At 72.4% G+C, this 18,371-nt stretch carries 19 protein-coding genes and 1 CRISPR repeat array; of the genes, 10 read left to right on the top strand and 9 right to left on the bottom strand.

All coding sequences use genetic code 11. The features are described 5' to 3' along the window. The first annotated feature begins 129 nt into the window (after window positions 1-129). The gene (locus ACF08W_RS12035; RefSeq protein ID WP_392279183.1) at window positions 130-3,402 is read left to right on the top strand and encodes a tetratricopeptide repeat protein; all 3,273 of its coding nucleotides are present in this window, start codon (window positions 130-132) and stop codon (window positions 3,400-3,402) included. A gap of 97 nt (window positions 3,403-3,499) precedes the next feature. On the opposite strand, the gene ACF08W_RS12030 is transcribed toward ACF08W_RS12035, so the two are convergent. After that, complete coding sequence (locus tag ACF08W_RS12030; protein WP_352273433.1) at window positions 3,500-3,736, bottom strand: hypothetical protein; 237 nt, start codon at window positions 3,734-3,736, stop codon at window positions 3,500-3,502. A 1-nt stretch (window position 3,737) separates the two neighbouring features. Beyond that, the gene (gene mca, locus ACF08W_RS12025) at window positions 3,738-4,619 is read right to left on the bottom strand and encodes a mycothiol conjugate amidase Mca (RefSeq protein WP_385214440.1); all 882 of its coding nucleotides are present in this window, start codon (window positions 4,617-4,619) and stop codon (window positions 3,738-3,740) included. A gap of 112 nt (window positions 4,620-4,731) precedes the next feature. Between mca and ACF08W_RS12020 the strand changes: the two genes are divergently transcribed. Continuing rightward, window positions 4,732-5,148, top strand: a complete 417-nt coding sequence (locus ACF08W_RS12020; protein ID WP_385214443.1) for a DUF4307 domain-containing protein — start codon at window positions 4,732-4,734, stop codon at window positions 5,146-5,148. A 218-nt stretch (window positions 5,149-5,366) separates the two neighbouring features. After that, the gene (gene greA, locus ACF08W_RS12015) at window positions 5,367-5,864 is read left to right on the top strand and encodes a transcription elongation factor GreA (RefSeq protein WP_352273436.1); all 498 of its coding nucleotides are present in this window, start codon (window positions 5,367-5,369) and stop codon (window positions 5,862-5,864) included. Between the two features lie 97 nt (window positions 5,865-5,961). On the opposite strand, the gene ilvA is transcribed toward greA, so the two are convergent. Next, window positions 5,962-7,191: a threonine ammonia-lyase gene (ilvA, locus tag ACF08W_RS12010; RefSeq protein WP_385214446.1), complete on the bottom strand. Its 1,230-nt coding sequence runs from the start codon at window positions 7,189-7,191 to the stop codon at window positions 5,962-5,964. A gap of 168 nt (window positions 7,192-7,359) precedes the next feature. On the opposite strand from ilvA, the gene ACF08W_RS12005 reads away from it, so the two are divergent. From ACF08W_RS12005 to ACF08W_RS11995, 3 genes are all read left to right on the top strand, one after another. Continuing rightward, window positions 7,360-7,857: a MarR family transcriptional regulator gene (locus ACF08W_RS12005; protein WP_352273438.1), complete on the top strand. Its 498-nt coding sequence runs from the start codon at window positions 7,360-7,362 to the stop codon at window positions 7,855-7,857. Window positions 7,858-7,957: 100 nt separating this feature from the next. Continuing rightward, window positions 7,958-8,452, top strand: coding sequence for a sigma factor-like helix-turn-helix DNA-binding protein (locus ACF08W_RS12000; protein WP_392279182.1), 495 nt, complete (start codon window positions 7,958-7,960; stop codon window positions 8,450-8,452). Continuing rightward, on the top strand, window positions 8,449-8,697 hold the full coding sequence (locus ACF08W_RS11995) for a hypothetical protein (RefSeq protein ID WP_385214452.1): 249 nt from the start codon (window positions 8,449-8,451) through the stop codon (window positions 8,695-8,697). The genes ACF08W_RS12000 and ACF08W_RS11995 overlap by 4 nt, the downstream gene beginning before the upstream one ends. Window positions 8,698-8,768: 71 nt before the next feature. On the opposite strand, the gene ACF08W_RS11990 is transcribed toward ACF08W_RS11995, so the two are convergent. After that, window positions 8,769-9,914: a cystathionine gamma-synthase gene (locus ACF08W_RS11990; RefSeq protein WP_352273441.1), complete on the bottom strand. Its 1,146-nt coding sequence runs from the start codon at window positions 9,912-9,914 to the stop codon at window positions 8,769-8,771. A gap of 68 nt (window positions 9,915-9,982) precedes the next feature. Between ACF08W_RS11990 and ACF08W_RS11985 the strand changes: the two genes are divergently transcribed. Together ACF08W_RS11985 and msrA are read left to right on the top strand one after the other, a co-directional pair. Further along, entirely contained in the window at window positions 9,983-11,086 is a 1,104-nt protein-coding gene (locus tag ACF08W_RS11985) for a hypothetical protein (RefSeq protein ID WP_352273442.1), read from the top strand. A gap of 119 nt (window positions 11,087-11,205) precedes the next feature. Beyond that, entirely contained in the window at window positions 11,206-11,871 is a 666-nt protein-coding gene (gene msrA / locus ACF08W_RS11980; protein ID WP_392279181.1) for a peptide-methionine (S)-S-oxide reductase MsrA, read from the top strand. An 83-nt stretch (window positions 11,872-11,954) separates the two neighbouring features. Then, window positions 11,955-12,290: direct repeats of the CRISPR family, unit length 31 nt; unit sequence GTGTCGTCCCCGCTCATGCGGGGGTGGTCCG. A 67-nt stretch (window positions 12,291-12,357) separates the two neighbouring features. Here msrA and ACF08W_RS11975 read toward each other — a convergent pair. Beyond that, entirely contained in the window at window positions 12,358-12,939 is a 582-nt protein-coding gene (locus tag ACF08W_RS11975; RefSeq protein ID WP_392279180.1) for a GNAT family N-acetyltransferase, read from the bottom strand. A 371-nt stretch (window positions 12,940-13,310) separates the two neighbouring features. After that, window positions 13,311-14,078, bottom strand: a complete 768-nt coding sequence (locus ACF08W_RS11970; RefSeq protein WP_392279179.1) for a MarR family transcriptional regulator — start codon at window positions 14,076-14,078, stop codon at window positions 13,311-13,313. A gap of 883 nt (window positions 14,079-14,961) precedes the next feature. Between ACF08W_RS11970 and ACF08W_RS11965 the strand changes: the two genes are divergently transcribed. Both ACF08W_RS11965 and ACF08W_RS11960 read left to right on the top strand, forming a co-directional pair. Further along, window positions 14,962-15,399, top strand: a complete 438-nt coding sequence (locus ACF08W_RS11965) for a peptidase inhibitor family I36 protein (RefSeq protein ID WP_392279178.1) — start codon at window positions 14,962-14,964, stop codon at window positions 15,397-15,399. A gap of 109 nt (window positions 15,400-15,508) precedes the next feature. Further along, entirely contained in the window at window positions 15,509-15,904 is a 396-nt protein-coding gene (locus ACF08W_RS11960; protein WP_392279177.1) for a YrdB family protein, read from the top strand. A gap of 97 nt (window positions 15,905-16,001) precedes the next feature. Here ACF08W_RS11960 and gdhA read toward each other — a convergent pair whose 3' ends face one another. The 3 genes from gdhA to ACF08W_RS11945 form a co-directional block, all read right to left on the bottom strand. After that, window positions 16,002-17,381 carry an NADP-specific glutamate dehydrogenase gene (gene gdhA / locus ACF08W_RS11955; RefSeq protein WP_352273447.1) on the bottom strand — a complete coding sequence of 460 codons (1,380 nt, stop codon included), beginning with the start codon at window positions 17,379-17,381 and terminating at the stop codon, window positions 16,002-16,004. 209 nt (window positions 17,382-17,590) lie between these two features. Then, entirely contained in the window at window positions 17,591-17,770 is a 180-nt protein-coding gene (locus tag ACF08W_RS11950) for a hypothetical protein (protein ID WP_352273448.1), read from the bottom strand. 375 nt (window positions 17,771-18,145) lie between these two features. After that, complete coding sequence (locus ACF08W_RS11945) at window positions 18,146-18,313, bottom strand: hypothetical protein (RefSeq protein ID WP_392279176.1); 168 nt, start codon at window positions 18,311-18,313, stop codon at window positions 18,146-18,148. Window positions 18,314-18,371: the final 58 nt, after the last annotated feature.

Below are 18,371 nucleotides of genomic sequence, written 5' to 3'. Positions count from 1 at the left end.
GTGCCTCCCCGGCGTACTCGGGCCCACCCCGTTTCCGCCTCCCCGGAGCGGTCCCTCGCCTCGGCGCCCCGTTGCCGGAAGACTGGCGGCGGCAAACAGCACGGAACGTGACCGAAGGGGGACACGTATATGCGGGACAGCCATCGGGCCGAGGTGGAAGGGCTGTTGGTGCGCGCCGTCGAGGAGGAGGTGCGGCGGTCCGGTGGCCGCGCCGATGCCGGGACGTTGACGGCGCGCGGGCGGGAGGCGCTGGACACGCTGGCGGGTGCGGCGGCGGAGGAGTACGCGGCGTACGTCGGGGCGCTGGAGGCGGACGAGGCGGGGAAGCGGCCGTTGTCGGGGCGGCTCAACCGGGCGACGCTGGGAACTCCCCTGCTGGTCACCGGGGTTTCCGCGGTCGCAGCCTTCGGCGCGGACCTCGCGTTCGGCACGACGGCGGGGCCGGCGCTCGGCGCGGGGGCGGTGGTCGCGGTCGCCGGGGCCACCGCGACCGTCGCCCGGGCCACCGCCTCGCACTGGCCCGCCGCCCACCGCCGGGCCGGGGCGCTCGGACAGCCGGGCGGGGCCGAGCAGTTGCGGCTCCAGTGGCTGGCGGCGCTGGAGGTACGGGGCGTGCGCCCCTTCCTCGACCAGCAGCGGATGCTCACCGCCGCCTCGCGCACCCCGGCCAAGCAGGTGCCGCAGCAGTCGCGGGCCGCCGCGGCGCCGGGCCGCCGGACGGACCGCAGCGCGGCGGCCCGCACCCGGGCGATGCTGGAGCAGTCGTTCGGCCATCTCCCGTCGTCCTACGGGGCGTTCGCGGGGCGGCGGGCCGAGCTGGAGCAGATCGGGCGGTGGGTGCGCGAGGCCCGTGCGGCGACGGAGACCAAGCCGACCGTCGTCGTTCTGCACGGCGCGCCCGGTTCGGGGCGGACCGCCCTCGCGGTGCGTGCCGCGCACAGCTTGAAGGACCTGTTCCGGGGCGCCTGCGTGGTGGATCTGCGCGGCGGCAGCGCCGGGGAGACGCCGCTGCCGACCCGGGACGCGCTGCTGCATCTGCTGAACCGGCTGGGCGCACCCCGTGAACAGCTGCTCTTCCGGGACGGCGGCTCCGGCCGCTCCGGCGCGGACCCGTCGTCCCGGGGCCCGGCGGAGCAGCAGGTGCGGCGGCTGGGTGAGCTGTACGACCAGCATCTGGCCGGCACCCCCGTGGTGGTGGTGCTGGACGACGCCGCCGACGTGGCACAGGTGTGCGCCCTGGTGCCCGAGGGTTCGGACAGCCTGGTGCTGGTCACCGTCCGCGAGCCGTTGGAGCTGCCCGCCGACCTGCCGGCCCGGGTGCACCGGCTGGCGGTCGGCCCGCTCGACGCGGTGGGCGCGGAGGAGCTGCTGCGCGAGGCGGCCGGGGCGCCGCAGGAGGGCCCGTACGACTCGCGGGGGACGGACGACGTCGCCGAGCTGTGCGGCGGGCTGCCGCTGGCGCTGCGGATCGCGGGCTCCTCGCTCGGTACGCGCAGCCCCGGCTCGCTCGCCACGGACCTCGCCGAGTACCGGCGGGTCCAGCCGGTGGAGCGGGCGTTGTGGCTGCGCTACACCGACCAGTCCGAGCAGGCGCGGCGGCTGCTGCGCCGGCTCGCGCTGGCCGGCCGGGCCAGTCTGGGGACGGCCGCGGCGGCGGCGCTGCTGGCCGCCGACGAGCAGGAGGCCGAGCGGCTGCTGGGCGAGCTGGCCGGGGCCGGGCTGCTGAGCCGGGTGAGGGGCTCGCGCTACCGGCTGCACGATCTGGTGCGGACCTTCGCCCTGGCGCGGCTGCGGGACGAGGAGGAGCCGGCGGAGCGTACCGCCGCGCAGGAGCGGCTGATCCGCAACTACGCGGATCTGGCCGGTGCGGTGATCCGCATGGTGGACGGCAAGATGTCGACCCGGGCCGGTCAGTTCGGCTCGCACGGCTTCAACTCGCTGGACGCGGCGCTGGGCTGGCTGGACCACGAGACGAGCTTCATCACCTCGGCGCTGCGCCACGCCGAGGGCGTCGACCAGCGGGCGGTGCTGGATCTGCTGGGCGCGCTCTGCGACTACTGCCTGCTGCGCGGCGACCTCTACCGGCTGGGCGAGATCAGTGAGCTGACCCAGGCGGTGGACAAGGGGCTGCTGGAGCGGTCGGTGCAGTGGCGCACCGGGATCGCGGCGCGCCAGCTCGGCGAGCTGGACAAGGCCCGGACGACCCTGTCGTCGGTGGTCGGCCTCTACCGGGAGGCGGAGAACGACGCGGGTACGGCGCTGGCGCTCTGCTCGCTCGGGATCACCCTGCACCACCAGGGCAGTCTGACCGAGGCGGCGGCCCGGCTGCGGGAGGCGATCGGGCTGCAGTCCTCGCCGGAGCAGGCGGAGGACCGGGCGTGGTCGATGCACGCGCTGGCGGCCGTGGAGCGGGACCGGGCCCGGATCTCCGAGGCGCTGACCCTGCTGGACGAGGCGCTGGTGCTGCACCAGGAGGGCGAGTCGCTGCACGGGGAGGCGTGGACCCGGTTCCAGCTCGGTCAGACGCTTTTGGTGATGGGCCGCCTGACGCGGGCCGAGGACGCGCTGCGCGAGGCGCTGGAGCTGTACGGCCGGACCCGGGACGAGCGGGGCGAGGCGTGGGCGCTGACCCAGCTGGCCCGCGCCCGGCTGCTGGACGGCGACCCGGCCGATGCGGTGGAGCGGCTGGAGGCGGCGCTGGCCCGGCACCGGGACAACGAGGACGCGCGCGGTGAGGCGTGGACGCTGTTCTACCTGGGCCAGGCGCTGGAGGAGGAGGGCGACACCGACGAGGCGGTCCGGCAGCTGGAGCGGGCCCGCACGATGTTCTCCCGGATGCGGGACGGGTACGGGCTGGCGTGCGCCCGCCACCACTCGGGCCGGGTCACCCGGGACCAGCGGGCCGCCCGCACCGGGAACCTCCGCAACTCCGGTTTCGCCCGCCAGCTGCTGACGGACGCCCGCGCCGACTTCCGACGCATCGGGGTCGCCCACGGCGAGGCGTGGACGTGCCTGGAGCTGGCGTTGATCGACGCGGGCAACGACCGGGCCGGCCAGGCGCTGGAGCTGTGCGGCGAGGCGGTGGAGCTGTTCGGCTCGTACGAGGACGCGCGGGGCGCGGACTGGGCCCGGTTCCTGCGGTGCACGCTGCTGCCGTACGCGTCGCCGGGCGGCAGCGAGGTGGGCACGGTGGTGGCCCAGCAGGAGCTGGCGGAGCTGCTGGCGGCCGGGCACCCGGCGCGCGACGGCAAGCTGACCGACTGCGCCGAGGCGTTCGCGGTCGTGCTGGACCGGGGCGTCGACCTGGAGGACGGCTGGCAGGCGTGGCGTCTGGGCATGACTCCGTCGCACCACGCCCGGGACGTCATGGGCGTGCCGCTGCCGGCCGCGTACAGCGCCTGAGGCACGGCGTACGGCCCCCGTCGACCGGGGGTCAGGTGCGACGGGCGTGGCGGGGCGGCCCCGGTACCGGAAGGGTCCCGGGGCCGCCCGCCGGGTGCTACTTCCCCTTGGCCGGGCCCGCCCCCGCGGCGGCCTCGGCCGGCACCGCGTCCGGGTCCGGGGCCTCCTCGAAGTCGACCCTGCCCATGTGCCGGTTCATGGACTTCATCAGCAGCCACACGCCCACGGCGAGCGCCGCGAAGACGATGAAGCCGAGAACACCGGGGGTCACCTTGTTCTTGTCGAGCTCGGCGGCAAGCGGAACGAGATCGGTCAGTGCCTGGGTCGCGTACATATCAGGCATTGTCGCGGATGCCCGCGAAGAGGTCGCTCTCGGGGAGGGAGGTATCGACGAGGGACTTCGCCAGCTCGTACTCCTCGGTCGGCCAGACCTCCTTCTGGATGTCCATCGGCACCCGGAACCAGCCGCCGTCCGGGTCGATCTGCGTGGCGTGCGCGATCAGCGCCTTGTCGCGGATCTCGAAGAACTCCGCGCACGGGACGTGCGTGGTCAGCGTGCGCTCGTCGCGCTCGAACTCCTTCCAGCGCTTCAGCCAGTCCCCGTACGGCGACTCCAGGCCGCGGGCCAGCAGCGCCTCGTGCAGCGCGACCGTGCGCGGCCGGTTGAAGCCCTGGTTGTAGTAGAGCTTCTGCGGCTGCCAGACGGGGCCGAACTCCGTCTCCGGGAACCGCTCGGCGTCCGCCGCGCCGTCGAAGGCGATCATCGTGATCTTGTGGGTCATGATGTGGTCGGGGTGCGGGTACCCCCCGTTCTCGTCGTACGTCGTGATGACCTGCGGACGGAACGTACGGATGCTGCGGACGAGGCGGCCCGCGGCCACCTGCTCGTCCTCCAGCGCGAAGCAGCCCTCGGGCAGCGGCGGCAACGGGTCGCCCTCGGGCAGGCCGGAGTCGACGAAGCCGAGCCACTCCTGCTCGACGCCCAGGATCTCCCGGGCCTCGTCCATCTCCTTGCGGCGCACCTCGTGGATGTTCTCCTCGATGTACGGGTCGCCCTGGAGCTTCGGGTTGAGGATGGAGCCGCGTTCGCCTCCCGTGCAGGTCACCACCAGCACGTCCACCCCCTCGGACACATACTTCGCCATGGTGGCCGCGCCCTTGCTCGACTCGTCGTCGGGGTGGGCGTGGACGGCCATCAGTCGCAGCTGCTCGGTCAAGACTCGATCCTCAGTGATTCGGCATGTGGGCAGGCTTCTATAGTGACCGAACCGGGGGGCGGAAAATTCCTCGATCCCCGGGACGGGGATCCCCGGTACAGGAGGAGCGATCATGACCGCGGTACGCGAGACGACGGTGGAGAACCGCTACGGCCGTTCCGCGGACCAGCAGGCCGACCGCAAGCTCAAGATCATCGGCTCGGTGCTGGGCGTCGTCCTCCTCGGTGTGGTCGGCTGGATCGGCTACGACTACGTCACGGGCCAGGACATCAGCGCCGAGGTGATCAAGCGCCAGGTCGTCTCGGACCAGCAGGTCGACGTCCATCTCGAAGTCCGCAAGGACAAGGACGCCAAGGGCTACTGCACGCTGCGCGCCCAGCACCAGGACGGCAGCGACGTGGCCCGCAAGGACTTCCGGTTCGACGCGCGCACCGACCGGATCGACGAGGTCCTCACCCTGCGGACGACGGCCAGGGCGACCAGCGTGGAACTGCTGGGCTGCACGGCCGACGGCGGGGCGGGGCGATGACCGCGCCCCCGGCCCGGACTCCCGCCCACACGCCCGTGCGCACGCACCGTGACTGAACGGTCGTTTCCGTCCTGACCTGCACGGACACGGTCAGGACCTTTTACCTTCTCCCCCTTTTCCTGGGGAATTGTTAGGCTCGTGGTTTCGCCCACCCGTGGTGGCACATGCTTACGGGTAGGGCGATGCTTTGTATTCCCAGTACCGACGAGGAGCACCCTGTGACCCAGACCAGCGAAAACGTCACCTGGCTCACGCAGGAGGCGTACAACCAGCTCAAGGCCGAGCTGGAGTACCTGTCTGGTCCCGCGCGCACGGAGATCGCCGTAAAGATCGCGGCGGCCCGTGAGGAGGGCGACCTGCGTGAGAACGGCGGGTACCACGCGGCCAAGGAGGAGCAGGGCAAGATGGAGCTCCGGGTGCGCCAGCTGACCCAGCTCCTGGAGCACGCGAAGGTCGGCGAGGCGCCGGCCGACGACGGCGTGGTCGAGCCCGGCATGGTCGTGACGATCGCCTTCGACGGCGACCCGGACGACACGCTGACCTTCCTGCTGGCCTCCCGCGAGTACGCGAGCTCGGACATCGAGACGTACTCCCCGCAGTCGCCGCTCGGCACCGGCGTCAACGGCAAGCGGATGGGCGACGACGCCGAGTACGAGCTGCCGAACGGCCGGATGGCCATGGTGAAGATCCTCTCGGCGAAGCCCTACACCGGCTGATCCGGCCCCGCGCCGACCTCCGGGAGCCCCCGGCCCGTACGCGTGTACGTCGGCCGGGGGCTCTCGCGCGTCCGCCCACGGGGCGGGGTCCGGCCGGTCAGTCCATCACCAGGTGTCCCGCCGCGCGCAGCGCGCCGGAGACCTCCGCGCAGTGCTCGGGGCCCTTCGTCTCCAGGTGCAGCTCGACCTCGACCTCGGTGAGCCCGAGGCGGGGGTCGGTCCGTACGTGGCCGATGTCGAGCACGTTGGCGTCGACCGCGGAGAGCACGGACAGCAGCGTGGCCAGGGCGCCGGGGCGGTCGGTGAGCCGCAGCCGCAGGCTCAGGTAGCGCCCGGCCGCCACCATGCCGTGGGTGAGGACGCGCTGCATCAGCAGCGGGTCGACGTTGCCGCCGGAGAGCACCGCGACCACCGGCCCGTGGAACGCCCCCGGATCGCCCAGCAGGGCCGCGACCGGGCTCGCCCCGGCCGGCTCCACCACCAGCTTGGCCCGCTCCAGGCAGAGCAGCAGCGCGCTGGACAGCTCGTCCTCGGAGACCGTGCGCACCTCGTCGACCAGGTCCCTGACCAGCTCGAACGGTACGTCGCCGGGGCGGCCCACCTTGATCCCGTCGGCCATCGTGTGCGGCTCGTCGATCGAGACCGGGCGGCCGACGGCCAGCGACGGCGGATAGCAGGCCGCGCCCTCCGCCTGGACCCCGACGATCCGTACGTCGGGCCGGACCGCCTTGACCGCCACCGCGATGCCCGCCGCCAGACCGCCGCCGCCGATCCCCACGACGATGGTCCGCACCTCGGGGCACTGTTCGAGGATCTCCAGGCCGACCGTGCCCTGTCCGGCGATGACGTCCGGGTGGTCGAAGGGGTGGATGAAGACCGCACCGGTCCGTTGCGCGTACTCCTGCGCGGCGGCCAGCGTCTCGTCGACGACCTGCCCCTGGAGCCGGACCCGGGCCCCGTACTGGCGGGTGGCGGCCACCTTCGGCAGCGGTGCCCCGACCGGCATGAAGACGGTGGACTCCACGCCGAGCAGCGAGGAGGCGAGGGCGACGCCCTGCGCGTGGTTCCCGGCGCTCGCGGCGACGACCCCGGCCGCCCGCTCCACCGGGGACAGGCCCGCGATCCGCACGTACGCGCCGCGCAGCTTGAACGAGCCGGTCCGCTGGAGGTTCTCGCACTTGAGGTGGACGGGCGCGCCGACCAGTCCGCCGAGGTGACGGCTGTTCTCCAGGGGGGTCGTCCGGGCCACCCCGGAGAGCATCTTCTGCGCCCCGCGGACGTCGTCGAGGATCACCGGAGGGAAGTGGCCGGTCACGCGCAGGTTCATACCTCAAGTCTCGCAGCCCCGACGGCGACTTCCGGCCGCCCCCGGCCCCACCGGCGGCCGCGCCCTGAACCGTTGTCCACGGGTTTGTGCAGCACTGGTACGCGTTGCCCGGTGGCCGCGTACTCTGTCCCCCACCCACCCGACACCGTACGGAGAGAGCTCCCGGCCATGCCCACTCAGGACGCCCCCGAACCCTCGGGTTCCGATCGCGTACTCGACGCCCTGCAGCACCAGGTCGCGGTCTTCGCCCGCCGTGCCGAACAGACCCGTCTCGGCGGTGTCGGACAGGTACGCAACTCCATGGACCGGGCCGCGTACCTGCTGCTCAACCGGCTGGACCGGGAGGGTCCGATGGGCGTGAAGGCGCTCGCCGCGGGCATGGGGATCGATTCCTCGACCGTGACCCGGCAGGTCGCGCCGCTCGTCGACACCGGTCTGGTCAAGCGGACCTCGCATCCGGAGGACGGCCGGGCCGTGGTGCTCCAGCTGTCGCCGCGCGGCCTGGCCCGGCTGGACGAGGTCCGCGACTCCCGGCGCGAGCTGATGACACAGGTGACGGGCGACTGGACGGACGAGGAGCGCGACACGTTCTGCACGCTCCTCACCCGGTTCAACGTCGCGCTGGCCGCCCGGCAGGCCGCGCACCAGGCCCAGTCCGCCAACTGACGGGGACGGGCCTCCGTCCGGCCCGCGGAGGGGGCGCGACCGTTTCCGTCCGTTGCACACCTCTTGACCCGGGCCCGTGCGGCGGGCTCGTATGTGGACTGTGCGAGAGCGCCAGACGGGCCGGGAGCGGCGCCGCGCCCAGGAGTTCGAGACCTTCGTCGGGGGCGCGGCCGGCCGCCTGCTGCACACCGCCACACTCCTGACCGCCGAGCCGATGCGGCCCCCGGGCGCCAATCCGCGGGCCCAGCGGCTGCTGACGGCCGCCCTGGCGCGCACGTACGCGCGCTGGGAGCGGCTGCGCGGCGAGGACCCGTACGACCGGACCCGGCGCGAGCTGGCCGTCCGGTTCTTCCGCGAGACGTGGCGCCACCAGCGGCCGCGCGGCGGGGTGCTGGAGATGCTGACGCCGCTGGAGCGCCTGGTGCTGGTGCTGCGCCTGTACGAGGGGGTCGCGGAGGAGCAGGCCGCGGCGCTGCTCGGGGTGCCGGTGGAGCGGGTGCGGGCGCTCTGCCACCGTTCGGTGGCCACGATGCGCGGCACCCGGCCGCCCACGGCGCGACGGGGTCTGCCCGGCCTGCCGGGGGTGGCGCGGTGAGCCGGGCCGGCGACCGTGAGGAGCAGGTCCGGCGGATGCTGGACGGCCCGCATCCTCACGTGCCCGCGGAGCTGTCCCGGCGGGCGGCGGAGCGGGGTGGCCGACTGCTGCGGCGGCGGCTGTTCGTCCGCCGGCTGATGACGCTGGTGGCGTGCGTGGCGGTGGTCGCGTTCACGGTCTGGGCGGCGCGGACGCATCCGTGGGAGGTGCCCCCGGCCGAGACGACCCCGCTGGACGGCTGGTGAGCGCTCCCGGACGGACCCCGTTTCCGAGGGACGGGCCCGTCCGGGAGAGCGAACGCCTGCGAGGGCCTCGCCTAGCCGAGCGCCTGCGTCAGGTCGGCGAGCAGGTCGTCGGCGTTCTCGATGCCGACGGAGACGCGGACGAGGTCGGCCGGCACCTCCAGCGGGGAGCCCGCCGCCGAGGCGTGCGTCATCCGGCCCGGGTGCTCGACCAGCGACTCGACCCCGCCCAGCGACTCACCGAGGGTGAACAGCTTGGCCCGGTTGCAGACCTCGACGGCCGCCTCCTCGCCGCCCTGGACCCGGAACGAGACCATGCCGCCGAACGCCTTCATCTGCTTGGCGGCGATCTCGTGGCCCGGGTGCTCGGGCAGGCCCGGGTAGAGGACCTGGGTCACCTTGGGGTGCCGGGTCAGCAGGTCGGCGACCTTGGTGGCGTTCTCGCTGTGCCGGTCCATGCGGACGGCGAGGGTCTTGATGCCGCGCAGCACCAGCCAGGCGTCGAAGGGCCCGGCGACCGCGCCCATCGCGTTCTGGTGGTACGCCAGCTCCTCCGCGAGGTCGGCGTCGTCGGTGATCAGCGCGCCGCCGACGACGTCCGAGTGGCCGCCCATGTACTTGGTGGTGGAGTGCACCACCACATCGGCGCCCAGCGCCAGGGGCTGCTGGAGGTAGGGGCTGGCGAAGGTGTTGTCGACGACGAGCCTGGCCCCGGCGGCGCGGGCCACCTGGGCGACCGCGGCGATGTCGGTGATGCCGAGCAGGGGGTTGGACGGTGTCTCCACCCAGATCGCCTTGGTGCGCGGGGTGACGGCCGCCCGGACCGCCGCCACGTCCGAGGTGTCGGCGACGGAGAACTCCACCCCCCACCGCGAGACGACCTTGGCGAACAGCCGGAACGTGCCGCCGTACGCGTCGTTCGGGATGACCACGTGGTCGCCCGGGGTCAGCAGCGTGCGGAGCAGGCAGTCCTCGGCGGCGAGCCCGGAGGCGAAGGCGAGCCCGCGGCGGCCGCCCTCCAGGGCCGCGAGGTTCTCCTCCAGGGCGGTACGGGTCGGGTTGGCGCTGCGGCTGTACTCGTAGCCGCCGCGGAGCCCGCCCACGCCGTCCTGCTTGTACGTCGACACCTGGTAGATCGGCGGAACGACGGCCCCGGTCAGGGGATCGGCGGTGTTGCCCGCGTGGATGGCGAGGGTTTCGAAGCTGTGCTGATCACTCATGGGGCCCGAGCGTAGTTCGTCGTGAGGGTGCTCACAGGGCTACTCGGCCGTCCGGTGACAATGGGTGCATGGAGATTCTCTGGTTCCTGATCGCCCTGTGCATGCTCGCCGCGGTCGTCGGCCCCTTCGTGCTGCGCCGCCGGGGCGGAATCCGCCAGGTCGCGCCCGGTTCGCCGGACGCCGCGGATCCGGAGGAGTACGGCTTCGTACGGCAGGAGGAGCTGGACGTCCGGCTGCCGGGCCCGGACCAGGATCTTCTCGATGTGCTCGATGTCGTGCAGCGCACCCAGGACTGGCGGGCGGCCTCGCAGCTGCTGGCCGGTACGCCGAAGGAGGGCGAGGTGCGGTGGCAGCGGGTGCAGGCGTTCGCCGGTGCGGCCTCGCTGGAGCTGGCGCAGCGGCCCGGGGTGGGCGGTGCCTGGCTGCGGACGTGGCGGGCCGAGGCGCCGAAGGACGCGGGCGGTGCGGCGGTGCACGCGGAGTTCCTGGTGCAGCAGGCGTGGCGTTCGTCGACGGCGGGGACGGACGACTTCCGGATCATCCTGGAGGAGGCCCGTACGGTCTGCGGCGAGGCGGCGCTGCTGGCGCCCGGCGACCCGATCCCGTACATCGTGGAGCTGGCGGTGGGGCGCGGGCTGGGCTACTCCGGCGAGGAGTTCGACCGGCTCTGGGCGAAGGTGATCGACCGGGCCCCGGCGCACATGGGCGCGCACATCGCGGCGCTGCACTACTGGTGCGAGAAGTGGCACGGTTCACGCGAGGACGCCGACCGGTTCGCCACCGCGGCGGCGGCCCGCGCCCCGCAGGGCTCGCTGCTGGCGGCGCTGCCGCTCTTCGCGGTGTACGAGCATCTGCCCGAGGTCAATCTGGTGCAGGGCTTCTACCGGGGCGCGGTGGTGACCAAGGCGGTCGAGGGCGCGCTGTTCGCGGTGCACGCGGCCCGTCCGGACGATCCGATGCTGGCGCACGTACGCCATCTGCTGGTCCTGTTCCTGGTACGGATGGAGCGCTGGGCGGAGGCGATGAACCAGCTCGTCCGCATCGACGGTCACGTGGGCGCGCTGCCGTGGACGCAGGACGCGGACCCGGCCGCCGAGTACGCGGTCTACCGGGCGCTGGCGGTGGCCGGCTACGAGGCGAACGGCGGCAGCGCGGCGACGCTGCCCCGGTAGGCGGTGCCCGGAGCGGCCCCGGGGTGGCGGTGCCCGGGTGGCCGGGCGGGCCCGGCCGGAATCCTCCGCGTCCCCGGCACGTTATAGAGACCGCAGACCCGTCCCAGGAGGAGCCCCGCATGTTCCCGCACCGCCGCACCCCCCAGCTCCCCACCCGCGAGGAGGCCCTGAAGGGCCGCCCGGTCCCCGAGTTCACCGTCCCGGCCCGCCACACGGTCCTCGGCAACCCGCTGCTGGGCCCGTACCCCGAGGGCCTGGAGGTCGCGGACTTCGCCCTGGGCTGCTTCTGGGGCGCCGAGCGCAAGTTCTGGCAGACGGAGGGTGTCTGGACGACCCTCGTCGGCTACCAGGGCGGCTACACCGAGAACCCCGCGTACGAGGAGGTCTGCTCGGGCCTGACCGGCCACACGGAGGCGGTCCGCGTGGTCTTCGACCCGGAGGTGGTGTCGTACGCGGAGCTGCTGAAACTGTTCTGGGAGTCCCACGACCCGACCCAGGGCTTCCGCCAGGGCAACGACGTGGGCACCCAGTACCGTTCGGCGATCCACACCCACTCCCCCGAGCAGCAGGCCGCCGCACTCGCCTCCCGCGACGCGTACCAGAAGGTCCTGACCGCCGCCGGCCACGCGACGATCACCACGGAGATCCTCCCCGCCGAGGACCGCCCCTTCTGGCCCGCCGAGCCCTACCACCAGCAGTACCTCGACAAGAACCCGGGCGGCTACTGCGGCATCGGCGGCACGGGCCTCTCCTGCCCGATCGGAGTGGCCCCGGCGGAGGGCTGACGCGGGTGTCTGCCGTGGCTGGTCCGAGTCGGGGCGACTGAATGAAAACAGCCCCATCGCTCGATAAAGCCCCAGGTCAGTAAGTGTCGTCCCCGCTCATGCGGGGGTGGTCCGGTTGCGGACGCCCGCCTCATCACTCTCATCGAGTCGTCCCCGCTCATGCGGGGGTGGTCCGCCCGGCTCCGGCTCGGCGACCGGGGCCGGGGTGTCGTCCCCGCTCATGCGGGGGTGGTCCGATCGAGCGGCCCTTGCCGCCGTACATGCAGGTGTCGTCCCCGCTCATGCGGGGGTGGTCCGCTTGACGGGCTACGCGACAGCCATGCCGAGGTGTCGTCCCCGCGCGTGCGGGGGTGGTCCGACCGCGGCCCTGCTGATGTGGTCCGCCGCCGGGTGGTCCCCGCACGTGCGGGGGTGGTCTGCGGGGGCTGGGGCTTCAACTGCTTACAGCCACCGGGGCGGCGGGCGTGCCTTCGGGTGTGTTGGTGGTCAGTCTTGTTCTTGTCGGCGGAGGTCCAGCATGTAGAAGACCTTGTCGTAGCGACGGTCGCCGACAGCCACGAACTCGGGCAGTCGGCCGTACTCGGTGAAGCCCAGTGACCGGTAGAGGTGCAAGGCGCGGGTGTTGTCGCCGCGGGCGTCCAGGGTGAGGACTTCGATACCTGCCTCCCGGGCATCGGCGATCAGGGCAGCGGTCAGGGCCCGGCCGACACCCCGGCCATGGGCAGCGGCGTCCACCGCGAGCTTCTCAAGATCGGCATGTGGCCGATGGGTCGGTCGGCTGTAGCGGAGCCAGTACCCCAACCCGACGAGTCGGTGGCCGAGGTAAGCGACACGCAGCGCCGCGTCCCCGGCGCGCGCGGCGGAGACGACGTCGCCGAGGAGTCCTGCCACCTCGTCCAGCGAGGGTGGCTCGACCCAGCCCAGCGCGGCACCTCCGTCGACCAGGTCCGACAGAATCCGGTGGGCCGACTCCACGAACCGGGCCTCCAGCTCCGGGTCGGAAGCCAACTCCATCGCGTCGAGGATGGCGGGCCCAGTGGTCGTACCGCTTGTCCTGGCCAGGTTCATGGCCGGCAGCCTACGGGCTTCCGTGCCGGGCCCTCTCTTGTCACAAGAAGCACGTGGGCGGGTGGGCAACAGCCACCGTCCCCCAGGCAGATATGGTGCGAAGTCTGCGATGCCTTGCGGGAGTTCGAGGCCCCGGACGGCGTCTGCATGCCGGGTGCGGTCTGGATGGTCACAGCGACTCGCGCCGCCTAGGTTCTGTCCGGCGAGTCATGCGCCTGTCGGATCTCCGGCTCGTTGCGCCAGGCATGGGACGGGGTGAACCGACGAATGCAGAGCGGGTCCGGCTGGAGGACGGCTCGTGATCCGCTGGCCGGGGCCCTGCGGGTCTGAGAAACGAACGTGACACTTGGGGGCCAACTGTCACATTTTTCTCAGGGGGTGGGGTCGAGCTCGCGGCAGGGACGGCAGAGTCCGTCGCGGAAGGCTTCGGGCCTTCCCGGTACGCCGCACTCGGTGCACTCCGGCATCACCCGACGCACCGGGACGTCTGCCGGTGCGGGCGGGACGGGCGTCGCGGGCAGGATAGGCGGAAGCTTGTCCTGAAGGCGACGGCGCACCAGCCCGAACGGCGAACCGACCGCATCGGGAAGCCCCGCCGTCAGGGCCCGGGTCAAATAATCGGCATCCACACCCCGCGCGAACCACTCGGCCACCAGCCCCTCCAACCCCGCACAGTCCGCCGCCGAAAGCGCCAGACGGGAGTCCACCCGCCCCAGCCGCGCCAACGCCGCGAACGCGGGCGAGGGAACACCACCCTGCGACTGCGGCTGCGGCTGCGGCTGCGGCTGCGGCTGCGGCCGAACCGGGCCCACCGGCTCCGCCGCACGCGGCTGCGGGACCTGCGCAGCAGGTACGGGTACGGAAGCGGGGGCGGGCATCGAAGGAGCGGCGGCGGGGGTTTGGGGGTTGGGCTGTTGGGCGGCTCGGTGGTTCTCGGCGGCAAGGAAGGTGGTCCACCACTCGTTGTCGTGGGCGACCCGCGACCAGAACGTGCGCGTGACCCAACGGACCTGACCGTCCTCGATGCTCACGCAACGACCCCGGCGAAGATGCCCGGCCACACTCAGCGCCCGTAACGCACTGCCCACCGCCATCTGCCCGTACAACGGCAGAGACTTCGCAAGCGACTTGATGTCCATCGCCGCACCCTCCGCCAACGCCTCCACATAACCCGCAATGTGCCGCTCACGCACCGGCAACAACGCGAAGTCGGCCTCACACGGCGGTCGTTCCTCGGGGACGGAACGCTTCCCGTAACCCGGCCTCGCCTTCGGCGGGGCAACGCGCGGAGCTGCGGGCGCACAAGGGTCGGAGATAAGCTCGGAAACAGCCACGGGATCGTCTTTCTACTGGGTTGCGATCTTGGGGTCAGGCCCCGGTCAGTGCGTCAACACTGTGCCGGGGTCGTTTCGTTCGCACCGTAAGCGGGCGCGACTCTGCGCCGCAACTCGATCACGATTAGTCATACTTGCTGGCCGTGACGGGTTCGGGAGGGTGAGTGGGGTTCCCCAACCCACCCAAGAAACCAACCACTTGGAACACACCGCTCGAATCCCGAAGCCCGGATCCCGCCCCCCGGATCCCGAAGCTCAAGCCCCGGCCCAGAGGCCCACCCCGCGCCCACGAAAGAGTGAACCGGCCCCTCCCGAAGCTCGACACCCGAAGCTCGGGACTCGAGATTCACCCCCCACCGCAGCCGGGCGCCCGCGATGCGACCGGTCGAGTGCAGCAAGCATTCCGGCCAGCACCCGACAGAGGCGGCGAGGGGGCGTCGGCTCCCGGCATCCATGCTGATCAGAGCCGCCTCGGGCAGGCATTTCAAAGGTCCGGGCCGACTGACACGCCCAATATGACGACATACAGTAACTATTACTATATGGAACGTAACTTCTGTTGCGGGTGGAGACGCCCACCGCGAAACTCGCGGATTCCGCCGCCCCGGCCGGTACTCGACGCCGGGGTCGGCCCGTTCCTCTGCGCGCCCGGCATGTCCGGGCGGCCAGTCCCTTGGAGAGACGAGAGATGACGATCCGTTTCCCGCGCCCCAAAAGACTCGCCCGCGCCGCCGCCTCGGCCATCGCCGCCGTGGCCGTCGCCCTGCTGCCCGGCTCGGCGAGCGCCAACGCCGCCGCCACCTATCTGCCGCCCGGCGTGGTCGAGCTGCAGGACAGCGAGCCCTGCCCGCCCGCCACGCTCTGCCTCTACCGCGACTACGACAACCGGGGCCCGGCCTACGGCATCGGGGCGGGCCACCCCGTCGACCTGCACGAGCTGCCCATGAGCGGCGGCGTCCACGGGTCCAGTGCGGCCAATGAGGTCTCGTCGTGGGTGAACCACACCGACCACCTCGCCCTGCTCATCGACACGGACAGCACCACCCTCCGCCCGCTCTTCCCCCGCCAGTCCCTCCAGGAACCGCCGCAGACGAACGACACGGTCGACATCGTCGGCTGGGCGTAGCCGCCGCAAGAAGCGGTTCCTGGGCCGTGGCCGTCTCCCCTCAGCGGGTGGCGGCCACGGCCACGACGTATGCGGCGCCCCGCACGCCCCCGTCGGCGAGGATGGGGCCATGACAAGCGAAGAGCGTGGCGTTCCCGCCGCCCTGGCGGGGCGGCCCTGGTACACGGCCAATGAGGTCCTGGCGTTCCTCGTCGAGCTGGCGGCGCTGGGCGCGCTGGCCTGGTGGGGAGTGGCCGCCGGGGACGGGGTGGCGGCCCGGGTGCTGCTGGGGGTCGGGGCGCCGGTCGTCGCCGCCGTCGTGTGGGGGCTGTTCGCCGCGCCCAGGGCCCGGTTCCGGCCGCCGTTGGCGGGGGTGCTGCTGATCAAGGCGGTGGTGCTCGGCAGCGGGGCGTACGCGGTGCACGCCGTGGGGCACCCGGTGGCGGCGGTGTGCTTCGCCGTGGTGGTCGTCGTCAACACCGTTCTGGCGGAGGGCTTCCGGCGGCGGACCGGTTACCTGGCCTGATCCGCGCGCCGCCCTCGTACCCGCGACGGGGACGCCCCGGGCCCGGCCGCGCGAGGTCGGCGGCCGGTCCCGGGGCGTCGGAAGGCGGCGGGTGCGGTCAGATCAGGCCCTGGGCCAGCATCGCGTCCGCGACCAGCTCGAACCCGGCGATGTTCGCGCCGACCACGTAGTTGCCGGGGCTGCCGTAGCGCTCCGCCGTGGTGTAGCAGGAGTCGTGGATGTGGCGCATGATCTGCGCGAGGCGCTCCTCCGTGTGGGCGAAGCTCCACGAGTCGCGGGACGCGTTCTGCTGCATCTCCAGGGCGCTGGTGGCCACCCCGCCCGCGTTGGCGGCCTTGCCCGGGGCGAAGGCCACGCCCGCCTCCTGGAGGACGCGCACCGCCTCCGGGGTGGTCGGCATGTTGGCGCCCTCGGCGACCGCCTTCACCCCGTTGCGCACCAGGGCGACGGCGTCGGCCTCGTGCAGCTCGTTCTGGGTGGCGCAGGGCAGCGCCACGTCGACGGGGACGTTCCAGACACCGGTTCCCGCGACGTACGTGGCCTGGCTGCCCCGGCGCTCCGCGTACTCGGAGATCCGGCCGCGCCCAGCCTCCTTGATCTCCTTGAGGAGGGCCAGGTCGACACCCTTCTCGTCCACGACGTAGCCGTTGGAGTCGGAGCAGGTGACCACGGTCGCGCCGAGCTGCTGGGCCTTCTCGATCGCGTAGATCGCGACGTTGCCCGAGCCCGAGACGGCGATCCGCTGGCCTTCGAGGGACTCGCCCCGGCTGCGGAGCATCTCGGCGGTGAACAGGACACAGCCGTAACCGGTCGCCTCGGTACGCGCCTGGGCGCCGCCCCAGCCGAGGCCCTTGCCGGTGAGGACGCCGGACTCGTAGCGGTTGGTGATCCGCTTGTACTGACCGAACAGGTAGCCGATCTCCCGGCCGCCGACGCCGATGTCACCGGCGGGTACATCGGTGTACTCGCCGAGGTGGCGGTGGAGCTCGGTCATGAACGACTGGCAGAAGCGCATGATCTCGGCGTCAGAGCGGCCCTTGGGGTCGAAGTCCGCACCGCCCTTGCCGCCGCCGATGGGCATGCCGGTGAGCGCGTTCTTGAAGATCTGCTCGAAGCCGAGGAACTTCACGATGCCGAGGTTGACCGAGGGGTGGAAGCGCAGTCCGCCCTTGTACGGGCCGAGCGAGCTGCTGAACTCGACCCGGAAGCCGCGGTTCACGTGGATGTCGCCCGAGTCGTCCGACCACGGCACCCGGAAGATCAGCTGGCGCTCCGGCTCGCAGACACGCTCGATGATCCGGGCGTCCACGAACTCCGGACGCTGTGCGAGGACTGGGCCGAGGGTCTCCAGGACCTCGCGGACCGCCTGGTGGAACTCCCGCTCGCCCTGGTTGCGGCGGAGGACCTCTCCGTACAGCTTCTCGATGAGGCGGTTCTCGTTGGCATGCGGGGTCGCGGAATCAGGGGTGGCCTGCATCTGGGTCAATACCTTCCGTCGATGGGCATGGCGCGCGATGACACCCCCGTCCCGGGAGGTGTCGGCGGTCCCCCTCCCCATTGAGGGCGTCGCTCGACATCGCACGCTCTGCGGCTCACGGAAGCGACGTACTGAACCGTTGTGGCAGATCGATTCTCCCAGCTACCCCCCGAGTCCGTGCAAGGGCATCTCCCCTGGTGGACCGGTTCCTAACCGTGGTACTCACCCCGGCCCCCGCCGCGCAGCATCCACAGCCCCGCGCCCGAGGCGAGGACGATCACGCCGGAGACCACGCTCAGCGCGATGTGCAGGCCGTTGTCCTCCATCAGGTTGAGCGAGACGTTCCCGGCGACCGCGCCGAGAAGGACGATCCAGAGCAGGGCCTTCATGGGGTTCCTCCGTGTTGTGGTGTGGTCCCCATCGTGCTCCGTTCGGTGGGTACGCAGGAATGGAGCGACCACCCGAGGCCGTGGTGGAGCTGGCTGTACCCCTGTCGCGTCCTAGGTTTTCCGGGTGGTGATCACCGAGGACACCGGCACGCGCGCCGCTCCGGCCGGATCCGACGGGCGGTGGTGGGCGGCGGACCGGTGGCGGGTGCCGGGGATCGCGGTGCTCGTCGCCCTGCCTCTCCAGCTGCTGTGGGCGCTGGTGCTGGCGACCGGGGGCGGCGATCTGGCGGCGCAGCTCGCCTGGGCCGGATTCGCGGCGCGGCATCCGTGGTCCGCGTACAACCTCTCCTGGTACGGAGGGGCGCACCCCGCCAACTACAGCCTGCTGACCCCGCACCTGATGGCGGCCCTCGGGGTGCGGACGGTGACCGTGGCGGCGGGGGTCGGTGCGGCGTGGGCGCTGGGGCTGCTCTGTGTGCGGGGCGGGGTGCGGTGGCCGGTCGCGGTGTCGGTGCTGGGCTCGCTGACGCTCTGGTGCAACACGGCGTCCGGGCGGACCACCTTCGCGGTGGGGGTCGCGCTCGGGCTGGTCGCGCTGCTG

The sequence above is a fragment of the Streptomyces sp. NPDC015144 genome, from assembly GCF_043079735.1.
Classification (GTDB): Bacteria; Actinomycetota; Actinomycetes; order Streptomycetales; family Streptomycetaceae; genus Streptomyces.
The sequence above is the reverse complement of the archived record's forward strand: the minus strand, read 5'-3'. Positions and strand labels throughout refer to the sequence as shown.

Coding starts and splice junctions, on each gene's coding strand:
- ACF08W_RS11960 (WP_392279177.1), top strand. CDS start 15,509: ATGACAAGCGAAGAGCGTGGCGTTCCCGCCGCCCTGGCGGGGCGGCCC.
- msrA (WP_392279181.1), top strand. CDS start 11,206: ATGTTCCCGCACCGCCGCACCCCCCAGCTCCCCACCCGCGAGGAGGCC.
- ACF08W_RS11985 (WP_352273442.1), top strand. CDS start 9,983: ATGGAGATTCTCTGGTTCCTGATCGCCCTGTGCATGCTCGCCGCGGTC.
- ACF08W_RS12020 (WP_385214443.1), top strand. CDS start 4,732: ATGACCGCGGTACGCGAGACGACGGTGGAGAACCGCTACGGCCGTTCC.
- ACF08W_RS11975 (WP_392279180.1), bottom strand. CDS start 12,939: ATGAACCTGGCCAGGACAAGCGGTACGACCACTGGGCCCGCCATCCTC.
- ilvA (WP_385214446.1), bottom strand. CDS start 7,191: ATGAACCTGCGCGTGACCGGCCACTTCCCTCCGGTGATCCTCGACGAC.
- ACF08W_RS12005 (WP_352273438.1), top strand. CDS start 7,360: ATGCCCACTCAGGACGCCCCCGAACCCTCGGGTTCCGATCGCGTACTC.
- ACF08W_RS11950 (WP_352273448.1), bottom strand. CDS start 17,770: ATGAAGGCCCTGCTCTGGATCGTCCTTCTCGGCGCGGTCGCCGGGAAC.
- gdhA (WP_352273447.1), bottom strand. CDS start 17,381: ATGCAGGCCACCCCTGATTCCGCGACCCCGCATGCCAACGAGAACCGC.
- ACF08W_RS11970 (WP_392279179.1), bottom strand. CDS start 14,078: ATGGACATCAAGTCGCTTGCGAAGTCTCTGCCGTTGTACGGGCAGATG.
- ACF08W_RS11990 (WP_352273441.1), bottom strand. CDS start 9,914: ATGAGTGATCAGCACAGCTTCGAAACCCTCGCCATCCACGCGGGCAAC.
- ACF08W_RS11965 (WP_392279178.1), top strand. CDS start 14,962: ATGACGATCCGTTTCCCGCGCCCCAAAAGACTCGCCCGCGCCGCCGCC.
- ACF08W_RS12035 (WP_392279183.1), top strand. CDS start 130: ATGCGGGACAGCCATCGGGCCGAGGTGGAAGGGCTGTTGGTGCGCGCC.
- ACF08W_RS12030 (WP_352273433.1), bottom strand. CDS start 3,736: ATGTACGCGACCCAGGCACTGACCGATCTCGTTCCGCTTGCCGCCGAG.